Below are 16441 nucleotides of genomic sequence, written 5' to 3'. Positions count from 1 at the left end.
TCACTGAAGTGGCTATGGCGTTCGCCAGCGTTTAAACGGAGAGCCGGATGCATTGAAAGGTGCACGTCCGGTTCGGTGAGGAGAGATAGGGAGATAGCCCGACTACGCCCTGTCTCTTACTCAACTTCGTACCTATGAAGGCTGGCTGTATTTGGCAGTGGTGCTGGATCTGTTTTCTCGTCAGGTCGTTGGTTGGTCAATGAAGTCGCAGATGACCAGTGATTTGGCCATTGATGCGTTGTTGATGGCGGTTTGGAGGCGTAAACCGAAGCAAGAGGTGATGGTTCATTCCGACCAGGGCAGCCAGTACAGCAGTTCCGATTGGCGCAGCTTTTTGAAGGCAAACAATTTGGTTGCCAGCATGAGTCGTCGAGGCAACTGTCATGATAACGCCGTGGCCGAGAGCTTTTTCCAGCTTCTGAAACGAGAACGGATCAAGCGGAAAATTTACACCAGACGTGAAGATGCTCGTAGCGATGTGTTCGATTACATCGAAATGTTCTACAACTCAAAACGTCGACATGGTTTCAACAATCAGCTGTCACCGGTAGAGTTTGAAAAGCGTCACGCAATGAGCTTGCAAGGTGTCTAGAGAACCCGGGGCGATTCACTCACACGCAATGTCACTCGAAGCTTAGGAGAGTGTTGAAGTGTTTTAAGCGGTTCTGGTGGTCTCGACAGTTCAGGTGATTGCGACGGTGATACCCGTCAAACCGAGGCGGTTTCGAGCAGCGGCAGAGCCAGCTAAAAATAGTCAGATTTCAGGGGTTTACAGAATCCCGCCAATCGCTATAATCGTCGTCCTAACACGCCGGTATAGCTCAGTTGGTAGAGCAACTGACTTGTAATCAGTAGGTCCCGGGTTCGACTCCTGGTGCCGGCACCATCCAAGGTTCCAGAGAAGGCTTTCAAAATCTCTGAAACCCCCGAAAAACCCGCCTTCTGGCGGGTTTTTTCGTTTTGGCGTTCCGTCGGATTCCGCCAAAATCTTATGGATACCAGCCGTTTTAAGGATAAAGATAGGGGTAAGGTCATTCGATAAAGGGAGGAGTACCCTTATGTCGCGCACCACTGCTCCACTCTCCGATTCGGCTTGCCGTTCAGCCAAGCCCACCGACCGCGCCTACAAGCTTTTCGACGGCGACGGCCTCTACCTTTTAGTCCAACCCAATGGCCGCAAAGGCTGGCGTTTCAGGTATGTAAAACCTGATGGTCGTGAAGGACTGACCTCATTTGGCAACTACCCCGTGGTTGGCCTCGCCGATGCGCGCAAGAAGCGCCTGGAGGTCAAGCGCATGCTGGCGGAAGGCGTCGACCCCATAGAGACCAAACACCAAGCCAAGACGCAGGCCGCAATTAAAGGCCGAACCTTTGAAAGCGCCGCACTGGACTGGCACAAAGCGATGTCTGCCAAATGGGCTCCGGGCCATGCCAAGACCGTCCTGAGCCGTCTCAAAACCCATGTCTTCCCGCTGATCGGCGCTCGCTCTATTGTCGATCTGGACACCCATGACCTGATGCAACCTCTGGAAGCGATCCAGAAACGCGGCACGATTGACGTCGCTTTAAGGGTACAAAACTACCTGCAAAGCATCATGCGCGAGGCAAAACGTGCTCGACAGATCGCGGCAAACCCTGCCTCCGACCTTGAAGGTTTGATCAAAGCCCCGAGGGTAGTTCACCGCCCAGCTTTACCCTTATCGCGTCTCCCTGAATTGCAGGAGCGCATCGACACCTACAAAGGACGAACGCTGACTCGGCTGACAGTCATGCTCTCGTTACATGTGTTTGTCCGCTCCAGCGAACTGCGCTTCGCCCGCTGGAGCGAGTTTGACCTCAAGCGCGGCACCTGGGAGATACCGGACACTCGACCCGCGCTGGATGGAGTACCCTTTTCAACAAGAGGTACGAAGATGGCCGGGGACATCCACCTTGTACCCTTATCGCCGCAAGCCGTGACCCTTCTTGAACAGATCCGCACCCTCACCAGCGAATTCGACCTGGTATTTGCAGGCGATGCCAACCCGTCGAAACCGATGTCTGAAAACACGGTGAACAGCGCGCTTCGAAATATGGGTTACGACACCAAAACCGAAATCTGTGGCCATGGCTTCCGCTCGATGGCCTGCAGCGCACTGATTGAGTCAGGACTGTGGTCCGAGACCGCCATTGAAAGGCAGATGAGCCACAAAGAACGCAACAACGTCCGCGCCGCTTACATCCACAAGGCCGAATTCATTGAAGAGCGCAGATTGATCATGAACTGGTGGAGCCGGTACCTTGAGACGAATCGACAGGAGCATGTCACCCCCCACGAATTCGCGAACCAGACTGGACCGAACGTCACCCGCTTAAAGGCAAAACGTGGCGCAACTGAGTAAGCGCTCGGTCTTTGTATCTCAGTGATCCGCTTGTCCACGCGGGTCCATCCAAACAGGGCTGCAAAGCCGCCCTGCTTGGATGGACCTCACTTAAAAAATCTAAAGCCCACGTAACTGTCTGTGGAAAACCACTGATTTCCACCGGTGGATAATTTCATCCACAGCCGCAGAGCTCCCGAAAATTCGAGCCTTGACCCGAATTATCCATAGGCGTAGAAAAGATCGGGCAAAGCGCTGTCGTTGACAGCAACCCAGGTAGCCAGAACCTTTAAGGCTACGCCACACCATGGTGGTTCTCCCAAAGTGTGATTAGCGTCCGGCGGCTCGCACGGTCACAGCGATGTGATGGATGCCTACTTCTACCAGAGTGCCACTGCGGCAACTCATCCCCCTTCATAGCTGCCCTGCAGCAACCTATCCGCTTGGCCATTTCATTGCGCCAACCTACGCCCGTCTCTTTCTTCCGGAAAGAGACGGGCGCTCCTACCGCTGCTGCAGCCCAACTCGTACAAGGCTTTGCGGCATTCCCCCTCGTGACAATCGGCGTGACAAACACCGAAGTCACCAGCAACAGCGATGCAAATGATGGTGCCGCAGCCCACGGAATGGACTGCACCTGACTGACAGTCAGGCATGCATCGGTCATCTCGTCACTGACTTCACCCGACTCAAGATCTCGCGGCGCCGGTCTCGTCAGCCAGTGCAGCCTCCACCCGCCCACTTCTTTGGAAGTGTTCAGGAGGTCAGATCATGAGATGCCCAAGCTCCCGGTCGTAAAGAGCCGCCAGTCCCGCGTTAGTGGACAACCCTCACAGGTCGCAGGGGCCTTGATCCCTGATAACACTCAACATTCGTGGCGGGATGACGTGGGGAAGGTTTTAAGAGCTGGCTTCGAAGGAGTTTGATCATGGCATTGGTGGGCAGGCGAGATGGGCGCAATTTTGGCTATGGCCGGCAACTGAGTTATGCCGGGCCGCGGGCGCTGAAAGATCTATTTGGCGGCGGGCATTACGCGACGGTCAAGGCGCACAGTGATCGGTGGCAGGCGTTTGTACGCTGGTGTGGCTCGGAGAATGGGCCAGGGTTTAATGATGCGCGACAGATTGATCAGCAGACGTTGCTGGACTACGCCGGGCATCTGCGTCACCAAGTTGAACAAGGTGAGCTCGTCATCGCCACTGCGCAAAATCGGTTGTCCAGTGTGAACCGGACCCTGGCGGCGCTTCGCGGTGATCAGTATGTGAAGGTGGTGAGTCCGAGTAAGGCTTTGGGGATGCAGCGCACTACCGTCCGTACAACAGCCCCGCAAGGTCAAGATCGTGAACAAGTAATGCAGATCGTCGACACGCTTTGCGAGCGGTACCCACGTGCCGCAGCGATAGCGCACTTGGCACGAGCCACCGGAATGCGCTTGCGCGAGGCCATTTTGGCCGATCTTCCGCGTCTAAAACGTGAGGCCGAACAATTCGGCAAGATCAACATCCAGGATGGCACTAAAGGTGGCCGCTCAGGTGCATTGGCACCTCGCTGGATCAGGGTAGATGATCATATTCGCGACGCACTGAGGTTTGCCGAACAGCTCTCGCCCGACGGTAGCCGCAACCTGCTCGCGCCCAACGAAAGCTACTTGGACTTTCAACAAGAAATCGTCCGACCTGCGCGAGACATCCTCCATAAGAATAACCTTAAGGGCTTCCACGAGTTGCGGGCGGCCTATGCATGCGAACGCTATGAGCAAATAACCGATCATCTAGCGCCCATCAAGGGAGGTCGTTGCTATCAACTCGACCGAAACCTTGATCAGGAGGCTCGAGCACAAATCAGCTATGAGCTGGGGCACGGTCGTACCGACGTGGTAACGGCATACATCGGTGGCCGGCCATGAGCCAGCCATTCGATATAGAGCTTTTCCTAGCGGGCGTACTGACCGGGTCGCATGCCACGCGCCAACGCCACACCCGTCAAGCAAAGGTTATCCAAGTAGCGATTGCAAAGCGCTGGCAACGAAACAATCCATGGACCTGGCAGCGAAAGCACCTTGCTTGGTTTCTGGAGGAAAGCAGAAAAATGCATGCCGTGCCGACGCATTACTCCTACATTCTCTCCGTGGAGCTGATTGTTATTCGACTAGGAAAATCGTGGCGATTTAGATTTCCTTCGCCCCATCTATAGAGAGAACCTAGGCGGTGGATTCGTGGATGGCATTTTGCTAGGCTAAAGCGCTAATGCGCTGTCTTCCCCTTGAGTCGCAATGGGAATGGACCTCCAAGATCTCATAGAAAAACCAAACTTGGGTCACCCCTAACCTGTCTAGTACCGAGCCTAAAGGAATAAGTATGACTTCATACAAGGATCTGCTAGACGAGGCGCCCGAATATGCTTTGAAGGTCAAGCAGTATGCCAAACTCCAAATTGACCAAAGAATTTGGGACTCTATAAGCAGCAACGACTTAGATAATTGGCTGGGCAATTTCACAGAGCCTGAAGAAAAACTATTAGCTGCGATACTTTTAGAAAGTCTGATTTCTCGCTCAGAGGCGCAAACAGCATCCATCTTGACTAGCGCCCTACAATGTTCATTACCAAACGCAAAATATAATAACCCTTTGGAAATTTTCGAAGGGATTGATTATCTAAAAGTCCTAACTTCAAAGAACATCATCGAACCAATTCGAATAGTCCCAGTCATTCGAGACCTCGACCCGCCAACTAAAAGTGGCCCTTCGATTGCCAGAATGTATAAGCGACAACTAGGAATCAATGAAAACTATATGATATGGCCATGGTTGATAAAAGATCATGTAGATAAAGGAATTACGTCCTTTGTATTTATCGATGATGTGCTTGCAAGCGGCCAGCAAGCATCCGAGTTTTTTACGCTTTATGAGCTGCACAAATATCCCGACATCCATTTTTCTTACATTCCGTTACTTGCACACGAAGATGGCCTGAAAAGAATAAAAGAAGAACACCCACACATCAATGTTAGCCCTGTCGAAAAGATTGGCAATGAGAGCAGTCTTTTTAATAGTGAACGCTTCTCCAAGATACAAGATCTAGAAACGCTATACCTTAAAGTAGCAAAAAAATACATTAACAAAAGACTATTTAGTAAAATGGCAACTGGCTACAACTCTCTAGCCTTAACATTTTCTTATCACCATGCGACTCCCAATGCTAGCCTACCGCTATATTGGTATGAAAGTGACTCTTTTTACCCATTGGTGAGGCGCTAACCATGCAAGACTCTACATCTGAAATATCGCAAGTCAAACACTCACTGACAAAAAACAGGTCAGAGCATTTGGGTAAAGATGTTTGGAGTGACTTTGTCATTCCAAGATTTTTCAATCGAGTTCAGCTCATATCCACCATGCCAATAAGACTAGAGGGTGGTCGCGGCAGTGGCAAAACTATGCTACTGCGCTATCTATCCTACCATAGTCAATTCTCTCCCAACAGAACTCAACTACCAGAGAACGCGGCAGAAAGTGTTGGCCTCTATTGGAAGGCAGATACACAGTTCCTTAGGATTATGCAAAAACGTGGGATGACGGATGATGACTGGTCACCTGTCTTCGACCACTACTTAAATCTCCGATTAGGACTTGAAGTTCTATCAAGTATAAAACTAATTGCTGAAAGCGCCTATGAGCAGGTCCATAAAAGTGACACTGACAGCGTAGACTTCGAAGGCGTATTAGATTTTGGATTTGAAAAATCAGACTTCAATAGCGTTCTGCGCGAAATCCAAAGTAGAATTCGAAAAACCGACAGCATTATCCAAAATGTAAGCGGGATAAGCGAGCTTGAAAAGCTACCCGTATCATTCCTACACTACTTAGTAGAAGCCGCAAAAGAAAAAATTCCAGGTCTTGAAGCTACAGTTTTTTTTGTATACATTGACGAATACGAAAATTTATTGGGCTATCAACAAAAAATTATAAACACCAGAATTAAGCATTCCGAGCCACCTCTAATATTCAACATCGCCATAAAACTTAACGGAATGTCAGAGACAGCGACATTAAGCGAAGAAAGATTAGAAAACAGAGCGGATTACACTATTGTAAATCTAGACTCGGAAATTGAACGAAGTGGTTTCGACGATTTCGTCTCCGAGATTTTCTTAAAGAAATTAAGCGAAGCCTCACCGACTTTAGCGAAAGAGTTAAAAATAGACTTAAACGCTTGTTCAAACCCTGACGGCTTGCCGTATAGATTCACTGCCGAATATAAGAAGCATTGCCGGGAGATTGTCGAGGGTATATTCCCTGGTCGAACGCATCAGGATCTCGCAGATGAGATTTTTGAAACCTCAAGGTATTACAAAAAATTATATGCCGAAATAGAGCGCGCTCTAATACAGCGACACTCACCTCTAAGCGTTGAAGATTTCCTTTCAAACACTAATCGAAAAGCTTCTATTGTATGTTCATCACTGTTGTACAGAAAAAATCTAGACCCAGCTCAGATCAGGTTCGAATTAGAAAAGCTGGAGCAAAACAAAGACAATAAATTTACTAACAAAACCGCTTGGGAGCACAACAACTTTATCGGCTGCTACTTAAGAATAATTCGCTCTCATAAAGCGGGCAGCACTTTTTACTCAGGCTTCGACGTTTACTCCGCGCTTTCCGGAAAAAATGTCCGTCATTTTCTGGAGCTTTGCAAAAGTGCATTTAGTTTGCTGGACGACTCGACCTTAACCGAAAGCTTTATAATCGACAGAGGACTTCAACATTTAGCCGCTAAAAGTACCAGTGAGGAATTGGTCAAAGAGATTACCAGATTTACTCCTCTAGGCTCTCAGCTAAGTAACTTCGTGAAAGCTTTAGGCAGGGTTTTTCAGCTTTGCCAAGACAAGGAAACACAAAGCGAGACAGAAGTCACCCACTTTGGAATTAAAGAGGATGACAGCGCATTAACTGAAGAAGACGACAAATTTTTTAAAGAGGCGGAAAAGTGGGGAGTTCTTCAAGCAATAGAATCCACAAAAAATAAATCTAGCGCGTCCGCTGCTGTTTATGACTATGTATTGAACCCCGTATACTCACCTTTTTTCCTTATTAGTTATCGCAAAGGTAGAAAAATTGAGATTGAGGCATCAACACTTCGCCAAATGTATCTGATTGGTGAGGCTGCTGTGACTCCCGATCTCAGAAAAAAATTGCGCCTGTCGAATGTTGATGACTCTTTAAGCCAACCAAAACAAGCAACCTTATTATGATAGACATACGGTCTGCTTATAGCGAAGAAGAATACTCTTTTCCGAATGAATTTTCACTTGGAATCGCAGGCATTGGCATTGATGATCGTTCAAGGTATTCAATTGAGTTATTTAAAAAAGAGTGCGAGAAAAGTCTAACCATTGAATACCGGAAAGATTCTCTTGACTTGAAAGTAGGCGAGGAGGCAGTTGAGTGCCACGACTTGGCTTCATACTTTGACTCAATACCTCTAAACTCGGTCATGATTGACTCTACCAGCTTAGACATTCCTGAGTTAGCGCTAATTTTAAAATCGCTACATCACTTAAAAGGGCTGAAAGTTGTAATCTTGTATGTTGAACCTGCTGAGTACTCAGCGGGCGCAAAAAACACCCTTGAACATGAGGAGTTTTCGTTATCCGACGAAATATCTGGTTTTGAGGGTACCGGAATACCAACCATCTCCATGCCGGTAGACAGTGAGCTTGCTCGAAGATTTATTTTTTTCGTAGGCTTTGAAGGTGGTAGACTCCAAAATGCTATCGAGACATACGATGTATCTAGTGATGAGGCGCGTATTTACTTTGGCTTACCAGCCTTTAGACCAGGGTGGGAGGTCAAATCTATACGTAGAAACCTACAGGCACTCAATGATCAATCTTTTAGCAGCAGAATTGGATACTGCAGTGCCAGTAGTTGTACAGATGCATTGCGATCCCTTTACAAGGTAAAAGCTAACGACTCCGAAACAATCAATTACATAGTGCCTCTGGGAACAAAGCCAAACTCTCTAGCAGCAATATTACTAATGCTCGAAAATCCGAACTCTACGCGTCTGCTGTATGATCAGCCGGAAAAGCGCAGTGAACGCAGTCGGGGTATCGGACGCCGTCACTACTATCACTACATGGTTCCGTAAATTGCATTTTCATAAAACTCCATATGCGGTCGTAAAGCTTTTAAAAAAGCACGTTCCAAGCTCCGCAAAGAAAATACTGGACCCTGCTGTAGGTGAAGGTGCACTTTTGGACGCACTTTATAGTTCTCAACTCAATGAGAGCTTGACATTGGTAGATATTGATGCAAAACGATTAGAGGCTATACGAGCAGTTTATAATAATCTATCCCTAATTAATGCAGACTTTGTTTCTTGGTCTAAAGATAGGCCTGATGATAGTTTCGATCTAATTATAACCAACCCTCCCTTTTCTGCCAGAGCCGAAAAATGGATTAATCATGAGGGTAGGAAATGGCCTATAGAACTAATATTTTTCAAGAAGTGTGTCGACCTACTTCAAAAAGGCGGCACTCTACTAGCTATAGTTCCAGATACGCTAGTTAATTCTACTAGACTACAAAAAGATCGCGAATGGTTTGTTTCACGCGGGGCTTTTATTTATGCCTATCAATTACCAGCTAGATCCTTCTCTAACATCGAAGGCGCATTTTATCTTTTGGTATTCAAGAAAGGAATCAAACAAAAAGACTTAACATTAAGAAGCACCGATGGCAACCCAGAAGTGAAAATTACAAATCAGGACTTCATACGCAATGGATATCGTTTAGACCATTCATTTTATCAGGGCAACTTCCAATTCGAAAGACTTTTGACCTCGAGTACGCTACCCCTTTCGACATTTTGCAAAATTAGTCGAGGCCCCATCAGGCAAGATTACAAGAAATTCGGCTACAACCATTCTGACTCCTTCGAAGGGGGGGGATGGCGCAGCTATCACAAAAGTTCTCATGAGTTACTTTGCGTGGGGGTAAAGCGCGTATCTAGGAATGCTCATCTTTCCTTTGGTCTTTATCCAACTAGCGCTATTCCTACCAGCACTGATTGCATAGTTTTCATCCAGCCGCTTCCTGAACTCGCACTCAAGGTACTATTCTATCTAAGAGTATTGCTAGCAAATGATGATGGGAAATCAATACTTCTAAAGGGTGCAGGTGCAAAATTCATTCAAGTTGAGACATTAAAACAGCTTCCGCACTTCGATTTATCAAAGATTTACCCTGCTGAATTTATTTCCTACAAATCATCCTACGAGCGATTTGACTACCAAACTTGCGAAAGCATTGAGAGATCGGTCTATACCTCAATGACTTGGGGAAAGAAAGTTTCAGTACTCAATGGCGTTCGCAGCGACGTATTAGCTTCCGAGTCTTTATCGCCTCTTTTTGCTGCTATAAGCTAAGCCGCCAAAAAATCATGCATTAGGCATGCTTAGGCTCTACCGACATGTTCATCAAAATCTCACAAGCTGTTCTGAACTCCATAACCGCAACGGTGCATCCCCTGCTATTTTCATCTCGCATATAAATCTTATTTAAAAAGACCGAACCATTCCTGCCATGGAAAAAGGTACTCGAAGGGATAGCACGCAATTTCCATATATAAAAAACTTTTTAAAAACATGTATTAACCTTCCGGTTCGACTCCTGGTGCCGCACCACATTAGGCTCCATTGCATTCCACCGAATGCTCTGGAAGCCCCGAAAACCCGCCCTTTGGCGGGTTTTTTCGTTCCAGGACCCTCTGTCGGGATCCAACAAAATCCCCCTTCCCCGAGGGTATGTTAGGGGTACTGCGATTTCCCGGTCAGGAGCGCGTACCCCCATGCCACGTCTAGCGATCCCCCTCAGCGACCTGCAATGCCGCACGGCCAAAACCCGCGAACGCGCCTACAAACTGTTCGACGGCGGCGGCATGTACCTTTTCGTCAAACCCAATGGCGTGAAGACCTGGCGCTTGAAGTACACCAAGCCCAGCGGCAAGGAAGGCACGCTCATCATCGGCAATTACCCCATCGTTACCCTTTCCGTCGCACGACGTAAGCGAGACGAAGCCAAGGCGTTGCTGCTCGACAACCTCGACCCAATGGAAGAAAAGAAGAAGGCCAAGATCGTAGCCCAACGGGCGGCACTGCTTTTCGAAACCGTTGCTCTGGAGTGGCACGCCGACATGTCCCGTCGCTGGACCGAAGGACACGCAAAAACCGTGATGAGCCGACTGCGTACCCACGTCTTCCCGCTGATCGGCCAACGACCCATCGCTGAACTCGATACCCATGACCTGCTAGAGATCACCCAGCGCATCAAGGAACGCGGCACCATGGATGTGGCGTTACGGGTACAGAACTACTTATCCACCATCATGCGCGGGGCCAAAAGGGCTCGGCAGATCACCATGAATCCTGCACTGGATCTGGCAGGCTCGATTCACGCGCCGCGCACAGTCCATCGCCCGGCCCTCTCCCTCAACCGCCTACCCGAACTGCTACACCGTATCGACAACTACAACGGCCGCGAGCTGACGCGCCTTGCTGTGCTGCTGACTCTGCATGTGTTCGTCCGCTCCAGCGAGTTGCGCTTCGCTCGATGGAGTGAGTTCGACTTCCAACGCGCCATGTGGGAAATCCCCGATACGCGCGCACCGATTGAAGGGGTACGCAACTCCACACGCGGGACCAAGATGAACGGCGACATTCAAATGGTTCCGCTATCGCCGCAGGTCATCGAAATACTGGAGCGCCTGCGCAGCCTGAGTCGCTTTTCAGAGTTGGTGCTACCGGGCGACCACAAGTACTGGAAGCCCATGTCCGAGAACACGGTGAACACAATGCTCCGCAACGTCGGCTATGACACCAGCAAGGACGTGTGCGGCCACGGCTTCAGGACCATGGCCTGTAGCGCCCTGCTTGAGTCCGGGTTATGGACCGACGCAGCCATCGAAAGACAAATGAGCCACAAGGAACGCAACCGTGTACGCGCCGCGTATATCCACAAAGCTGAATTTCTGGAGCAGCGCCGGCTGATCATGGCGTGGTGGAGCAACTACATTGATGCCAATCGTAGCAGCCATGTAACGCCTCACGAATTCGCTCACCCAGTCGGCAACAACATCACTGCCCTACAAAATAGCCGTGGCGCATCCAAACGTGGGTAAGCCAATGAGATCACCGCAGTCCGCCCTTCCACGCGGGTCCATCCAAGCGGGGCTGCAAAGCCGCCCTGCTTGGATGGACCTCACTTAAAAAATCTAAGCCCACGCAAATGTCTGTGGAAAACCACTGATGTCCACCGGTGGATAATTTCATCCACAGCCGCAGAGTTCCCGAAAATTCGAGCCTTGACCCAAATTATCCACAGGCGTAGAAAAGATCGGGCAAGTGCTGTCGTTGACAGCAACCCAGGTAGCCAGAACCTTTAAGGCTACGCCACACCGTGGTGGTTCTCCCAAAGTGCGATTAGCGTCCGGCGGCTCGCACGCTCACAGCGATGTGATGGATGCCTACTTTTACCAATGTGCCCACTGCGGCAACTCATCCCCTTGCATAGCTGCCCTGCAGCAACCTATACGCTTGGCCATTTCCTTGCGCCAACCTGGGCCCGTCTCTTTCTTTCGGAAAGAGACGGGCGCTCGTACCGCTGCTGCAGCCCATCTCGTACAAGGCTTTGCGGCATTCCCCCTCGTGACAATCGGCGTGACAAACACCGAAAAGTCACCAGCAACAGCGATGCAGATGATGGTGCCGCAGCCTACGGAATGGACTGCACCTGACTGACAGTCAGGCATGTCCCTGTCATCGCTTCACTGCCTTCACCCGACTCAGGATCTCGCGGCGCCGGTCTCGTCAGCCAGTGCAGCCTCCACCCGCCCACTTCTTCGGAAGTGTTCAGGAGGTCAGATCATGAGATGCCCAAGCTCCCGGTCGTAAAGAGCCGCCAGTCCCGCGTTAGTGGACAACTCTCACAGGTCGCAGGGGCCTTGATCCCTGATAACACTCAACATTCTTGGCGGGATGACGTGGGGAAAGTTTTAAAAGTTTTGGCTTCGAGAGGAGTTCGGTCATGGCACTGGTGGGCAGGCGAGATGGACGCAATTTTGGCTATGGTCGGCAGTTGAGCTATGCCGGGCCACAGGCATTGAAAGATCTGTTTGGCGGTGGGCATTACGGGACAGTCAAAGCACACAGTGATCGCTGGCAGGCGTTTGTGCGCTGGTGTCGGTCGGAGGATGGACCGGGGTTTAACGATGCGCGGCAGATAGATCGGCAGACCTTGTTGGACTATGCCGGAAATCTGCGTCATCACGTTGAACAAGGTGAGCTCGCCATCACCACTGCACAAAATCGATTATCCAGCGTGAACCGGACTATGGCTGCGCTTCGCGGTGATCAATATGTGAAGGTGGCAAGTCCACGCAAGGCGTTAGGAATGCGGCGCACCAGTGTTCGTCACTCGGTGCCCCAAGGCCAAGACCATGAACACCTGAAGCGGATCGTCGACGTGCTCTGCGAGCATCAGCAGTTGCGCGCCGCCGCCATCGCGCAGTTAGCGCGAGCTACTGGCATGCGTTTGCGCGAGGCGATTTTGGCCGACCTTCCGCGTCTAAAACGTGAAGCCGAACAATTCGGCAAGATCAACATCCAGGACGGCACCAAAGGTGGCCGTTCAGGCGCGTCAGCACCTCGTTGGATTACGGTACATGATCATATTCGTGACGCATTGAGGTTTGCCGAAAAGGTCTCGCCCGACGGTAGCCGCAACCTGCTTGCACCGAACGAACGCTACCTCGATTTCTTGCACGGAATCGTCCGCTCCGCACGGGATATCCTCCATAAGCACAACCTCAAAGGCTTCCACGAATTGCGGGCAGCCTATGCGTGCGAACGCTATGAGCAAATCACCCATCATCTCGCGCCTATCAACGGTGGCAGGTGCAGGCGCCTCTATCCACGCCTTGATCGAGAGGCACGCTTACAAATCAGCTATGAGCTCGGACACGGCCGTATCGACGTGGTATCGGCGTACATCGGTGGTCGAACATGAGCAAGCCATTCGATATGGAGCTGTTCCTGACGGGCGTCCTGACCGGATCGCACACCACCCGTCAACGCCACCTTCGTCAGGCGAAGGCTATCCAAACAGCTATCGCTGAGCGCTGGCAACGCGACAATCCATGGACTTGGCAGAGAAAACACCTTGCGTGGTTTTTGAATCACCACCTAAACCAGCACACTGAGTCGACGCGCTATTACTATTTGCTGACCATGCAATTACTCACTCATCGCTTAGGAAAACCCTGGCAGTTCAACCGCTAGACGAAGGTCAGAAAACGGCCGATTCTGTTGAAAAAGTTGGTTCGCCCAAACAGCCTGGTCATTGACTGGTTAAATCGCCTTTTTGCACACGGCTACGTGAAATCTGAGTCCGGAGGCCACTGCCGAAAGTAAGGATTTCAATCTCGGACGCATACTTTTCTGCTGCGCAAACCATGGTCGACTTTTTCAACAGAATCGGCCAAAAGCATTCACCGAGCTGACAGTGATCTAGCTCTGAATGGTCTTTCTGTTTTTATATGCCTTAAATTTTCTTGAAACCCAAGGTAAGGCCATTTTTTCCAGCTCTTTTGTAAGCTCACTATGTGCGAGTCCGTAGATTAATGACACCACATTTGTAGTTCTGCTTACCCAGTCCTTGAATTGTTCTTTCGACATTATCGGCTCATTATAGCCCGGCTTAGCAATAATTTGCCAAAATGTATTGTTAAGCACATCAACAGATGAGCCAAAATTTGAACCTTTTATCTTATGCATCAGAATCAGTCCTTCATGAAAATATTCGCGCGAGTATTTTCTTGACGCAATAGGTACTTCATCACCAACAAACTCAAAATTTGCGTTATAAAGCTCGCCGATAAACTTTTCAATATCAACCAGTACAGAGTTACGCCGCTCAATTAACATCTCAAAAGTCTTAAGCCTCAACTGACTTCGATATGTTAAATAAGCTACAATTATGGCTGTCAATATAGTGATATATGGTGCAATTTCCGCGATCATCCGAAGCCCCTTTTAGCTAACCCTCACATTAAGGGCAGTTAACATACTTATTCAAATAGTATGAGTAAATATTGTCTAGATCGCGTGTTAGGTACCTTCTACTTCGGAGGTGACTAACTATTCGGCCTACATTAATTACTCGCTTTCGACTCAAACGTTCCTGGCAGAAATTTTGACCAATAGTTGTCGGTCACAAGCACGAAAAGTTTCAAAAAGTCAGAACTTCCGCCCTACCCTGACAGACCTAAGACTATCTTGGTTTTTTATTAATGCCAGCAAGTAAAGCCTCGATCACACTGCTCAGACTGATCTCTAAAGTAGTCTTCGGCTCATCGGAATTTAATGCCATTGCAAACGCACGATATAGTGGGTCAATGAACGAATATTTTCCAGAATTTTCATCAAACCGAACCAGAGGAGTCGGTTGAACCAAACATAGTTTTTCGATTCCATTCGTTAGATTCCTCTTGCTGTAGCTTGACTCTTTGTTTTTTACTTTTTGAAGAATCTGATCAGCTGTCGCCCCTTCTTGAGCCAACTGAGCTAATGCATGGATTATAAGTTTTGAATGAGCGTATTTGGTTTTTCGATTTTGCTTTAATGATGCCTCAAACGCCATTTTCAGCGAGTCCGAAGTATTAGATAGATACTTGTTCAAAGCAGGTTCAAGATGCTCAACGGAAAGTGTGACTAGAGTTGTCAACTGATGACTGACAGAATTTTCATGACATATATTTAAGCACAACGTGTGGCAGATCGCAGGCAACCCATTAGCATAATGACTAATTTTATTTGTAAGCGACGGACTAAATCTAATATTTAAAAGTTTGGTTCCAAGATTCACGATCTCCTGAAGCTCGTGAGGTTCCATAAGCGGAACATGAATTTCTGCAATACGAGTACGCATCTCTGAATCATATTGCACCACTTGCCTTGCCGAATCCACCGCACCAATTGCAATAACTTTTACATTTCTGTAGTCATCCGCCATATCCATGAATACTTTCATGGTCTGAGACAGCTGGGTACGTTCAACCTCATCTATTTTATGAAAATCCTCAAGTACCCAACAGCAATTAGCTTCCCCCATCAGTCTCGCCAAATTCTGGGCCGTTAGTTGAGGAGGGATTACTCTGATCTTTTTATTTGATACTTCGCTAGATGCTGTCGCCGCTAGCTGAATCCTAATAGCAGCCAACGTTGAATGTGCAGATGCCGAGATGGAACTTGTTTTTTTATCTAACTTTTCAGAAATATAGTAAGAGTCCAGATCATCGAAAGCGCTAAGCATAAGCTGGTCAAAACTAGTGAAGGAAGTGCAGCGCGTAGTGATTTCACGCTCATATAGCTGCCGGAGTTTATTCCTCAGAAGTGTAGACTTCCCCGACCCAGAATATCCGTATACTACCAGTTGCGTGCCGGGGGTCATTAGAGCTTCCACCAGTTTATCATTGACCTCCTCTCTTTCGATGAATGATGCCCTGGCCGGTGTGGTTGGCGTAAAAACCTCATAAACACTTATTGGTGAGCTCATTACTAAATACTCAATTATTAAAAACAAAAATACTATCTTGTTTTATAAAAAACTTTAATCGTAACGCATTAGCTTCAAGATACCACTACCCATTACTCGAAAAAAACATTCTTGAAAAACTGCAATCTAAAATCGACTACTGCAACAATTGTTCATGAAGTTTTGCAACATCAAAAAATATCTTTTCATAAAAATCCCTTTTGATTATTTTGTTCAGCATCGCTGATGTGGAGACGCTCTAATTTAGCCATCATAATGCCAGCCTCGTGTACCTTGCGCCAGCCAGGAGAGGCAGAGAGTCTCAAATGTGGAACAAACAAGCGCATCGGGAAGGAAACTGATTGAATGGCCGTTTTCTGCCTGTTGCCGAGGTCCGAATCGCCCCATAGATGGGAGTGGTTGCAGGTACAGATCGTCCCAGTGCGGACCTCGACGTTGACGGAACATGACCCACGCTCATAAGAACGT

At 48.7% G+C, this 16441-nt stretch carries 12 protein-coding genes, 1 tRNA gene and 1 pseudogene; 12 read left to right on the top strand and 2 right to left on the bottom strand.

The features are described 5' to 3' along the window. Window positions 1-118: 118 nt before the first annotated feature. The 12 genes and pseudogenes from AC19YT_RS25035 to AC19YT_RS24980 form a co-directional block, all read left to right on the top strand. A pseudogene (locus AC19YT_RS25035) lies at window positions 119-592 on the top strand (IS3 family transposase); the annotation flags it as partial. Window positions 593-810: 218 nt separating this feature from the next. After that, window positions 811-886, top strand: a tRNA-Thr gene (locus tag AC19YT_RS25030). 172 nt (window positions 887-1058) lie between these two features. Then, window positions 1059-2381, top strand: coding sequence for a tyrosine-type recombinase/integrase (locus AC19YT_RS25025; protein ID WP_153442762.1), 1323 nt, complete (start codon window positions 1059-1061; stop codon window positions 2379-2381). A 907-nt stretch (window positions 2382-3288) separates the two neighbouring features. Then, on the top strand, window positions 3289-4266 hold the full coding sequence (locus AC19YT_RS25020; protein WP_153442760.1) for an integrase domain-containing protein: 978 nt from the start codon (window positions 3289-3291) through the stop codon (window positions 4264-4266). Then, window positions 4263-4553 (top strand): hypothetical protein, encoded by a 291-nt coding sequence (locus AC19YT_RS25015; protein WP_153442758.1) that lies wholly within the window; start codon window positions 4263-4265, stop codon window positions 4551-4553. The genes AC19YT_RS25020 and AC19YT_RS25015 overlap by 4 nt, the downstream gene beginning before the upstream one ends. 164 nt (window positions 4554-4717) lie before the next feature. Next, entirely contained in the window at window positions 4718-5617 is a 900-nt protein-coding gene (locus tag AC19YT_RS25010; RefSeq protein ID WP_153442756.1) for a phosphoribosyltransferase-like protein, read from the top strand. Window positions 5618-5619: 2 nt separating this feature from the next. Next, window positions 5620-7611 carry an ORC-CDC6 family AAA ATPase gene (locus AC19YT_RS25005; protein WP_153442754.1) on the top strand — a complete coding sequence of 664 codons (1992 nt, stop codon included), beginning with the start codon at window positions 5620-5622 and terminating at the stop codon, window positions 7609-7611. Continuing rightward, on the top strand, window positions 7608-8510 hold the full coding sequence (locus tag AC19YT_RS25000; RefSeq protein ID WP_153442752.1) for a hypothetical protein: 903 nt from the start codon (window positions 7608-7610) through the stop codon (window positions 8508-8510). Before AC19YT_RS25005 ends, AC19YT_RS25000 begins: the two co-directional genes overlap by 4 nt. Then, window positions 8455-9789 carry a methyltransferase gene (locus tag AC19YT_RS24995; protein ID WP_169989239.1) on the top strand — a complete coding sequence of 445 codons (1335 nt, stop codon included), beginning with the start codon at window positions 8455-8457 and terminating at the stop codon, window positions 9787-9789. Before AC19YT_RS25000 ends, AC19YT_RS24995 begins: the two co-directional genes overlap by 56 nt. A 422-nt stretch (window positions 9790-10211) precedes the next feature. Further along, a complete protein-coding gene (locus tag AC19YT_RS24990; protein ID WP_500611212.1) occupies window positions 10212-11540 on the top strand; it encodes a tyrosine-type recombinase/integrase in 1329 nt (442 codons plus the stop codon). 905 nt (window positions 11541-12445) lie between these two features. After that, complete coding sequence (locus AC19YT_RS24985; RefSeq protein ID WP_500611211.1) at window positions 12446-13426, top strand: integrase domain-containing protein; 981 nt, start codon at window positions 12446-12448, stop codon at window positions 13424-13426. Then, on the top strand, window positions 13423-13698 hold the full coding sequence (locus tag AC19YT_RS24980; protein ID WP_500611210.1) for a hypothetical protein: 276 nt from the start codon (window positions 13423-13425) through the stop codon (window positions 13696-13698). The genes AC19YT_RS24985 and AC19YT_RS24980 overlap by 4 nt, the downstream gene beginning before the upstream one ends. 228 nt (window positions 13699-13926) lie before the next feature. On the opposite strand, the gene AC19YT_RS24975 is transcribed toward AC19YT_RS24980, so the two are convergent. Both AC19YT_RS24975 and AC19YT_RS24970 read right to left on the bottom strand, forming a co-directional pair. Next, window positions 13927-14439, bottom strand: a complete 513-nt coding sequence (locus tag AC19YT_RS24975) for a hypothetical protein (RefSeq protein WP_500611209.1) — start codon at window positions 14437-14439, stop codon at window positions 13927-13929. A gap of 250 nt (window positions 14440-14689) precedes the next feature. Next, window positions 14690-15973: an ATP-binding protein gene (locus tag AC19YT_RS24970; RefSeq protein WP_500611208.1), complete on the bottom strand. Its 1284-nt coding sequence runs from the start codon at window positions 15971-15973 to the stop codon at window positions 14690-14692. Between the last annotated feature and the right edge of the window lie 468 nt (window positions 15974-16441).

This window comes from Pseudomonas sp. MF08875, assembly GCF_059862525.1.
The sequence above is the reverse complement of the archived record's forward strand: the minus strand, read 5'-3'. Positions and strand labels throughout refer to the sequence as shown.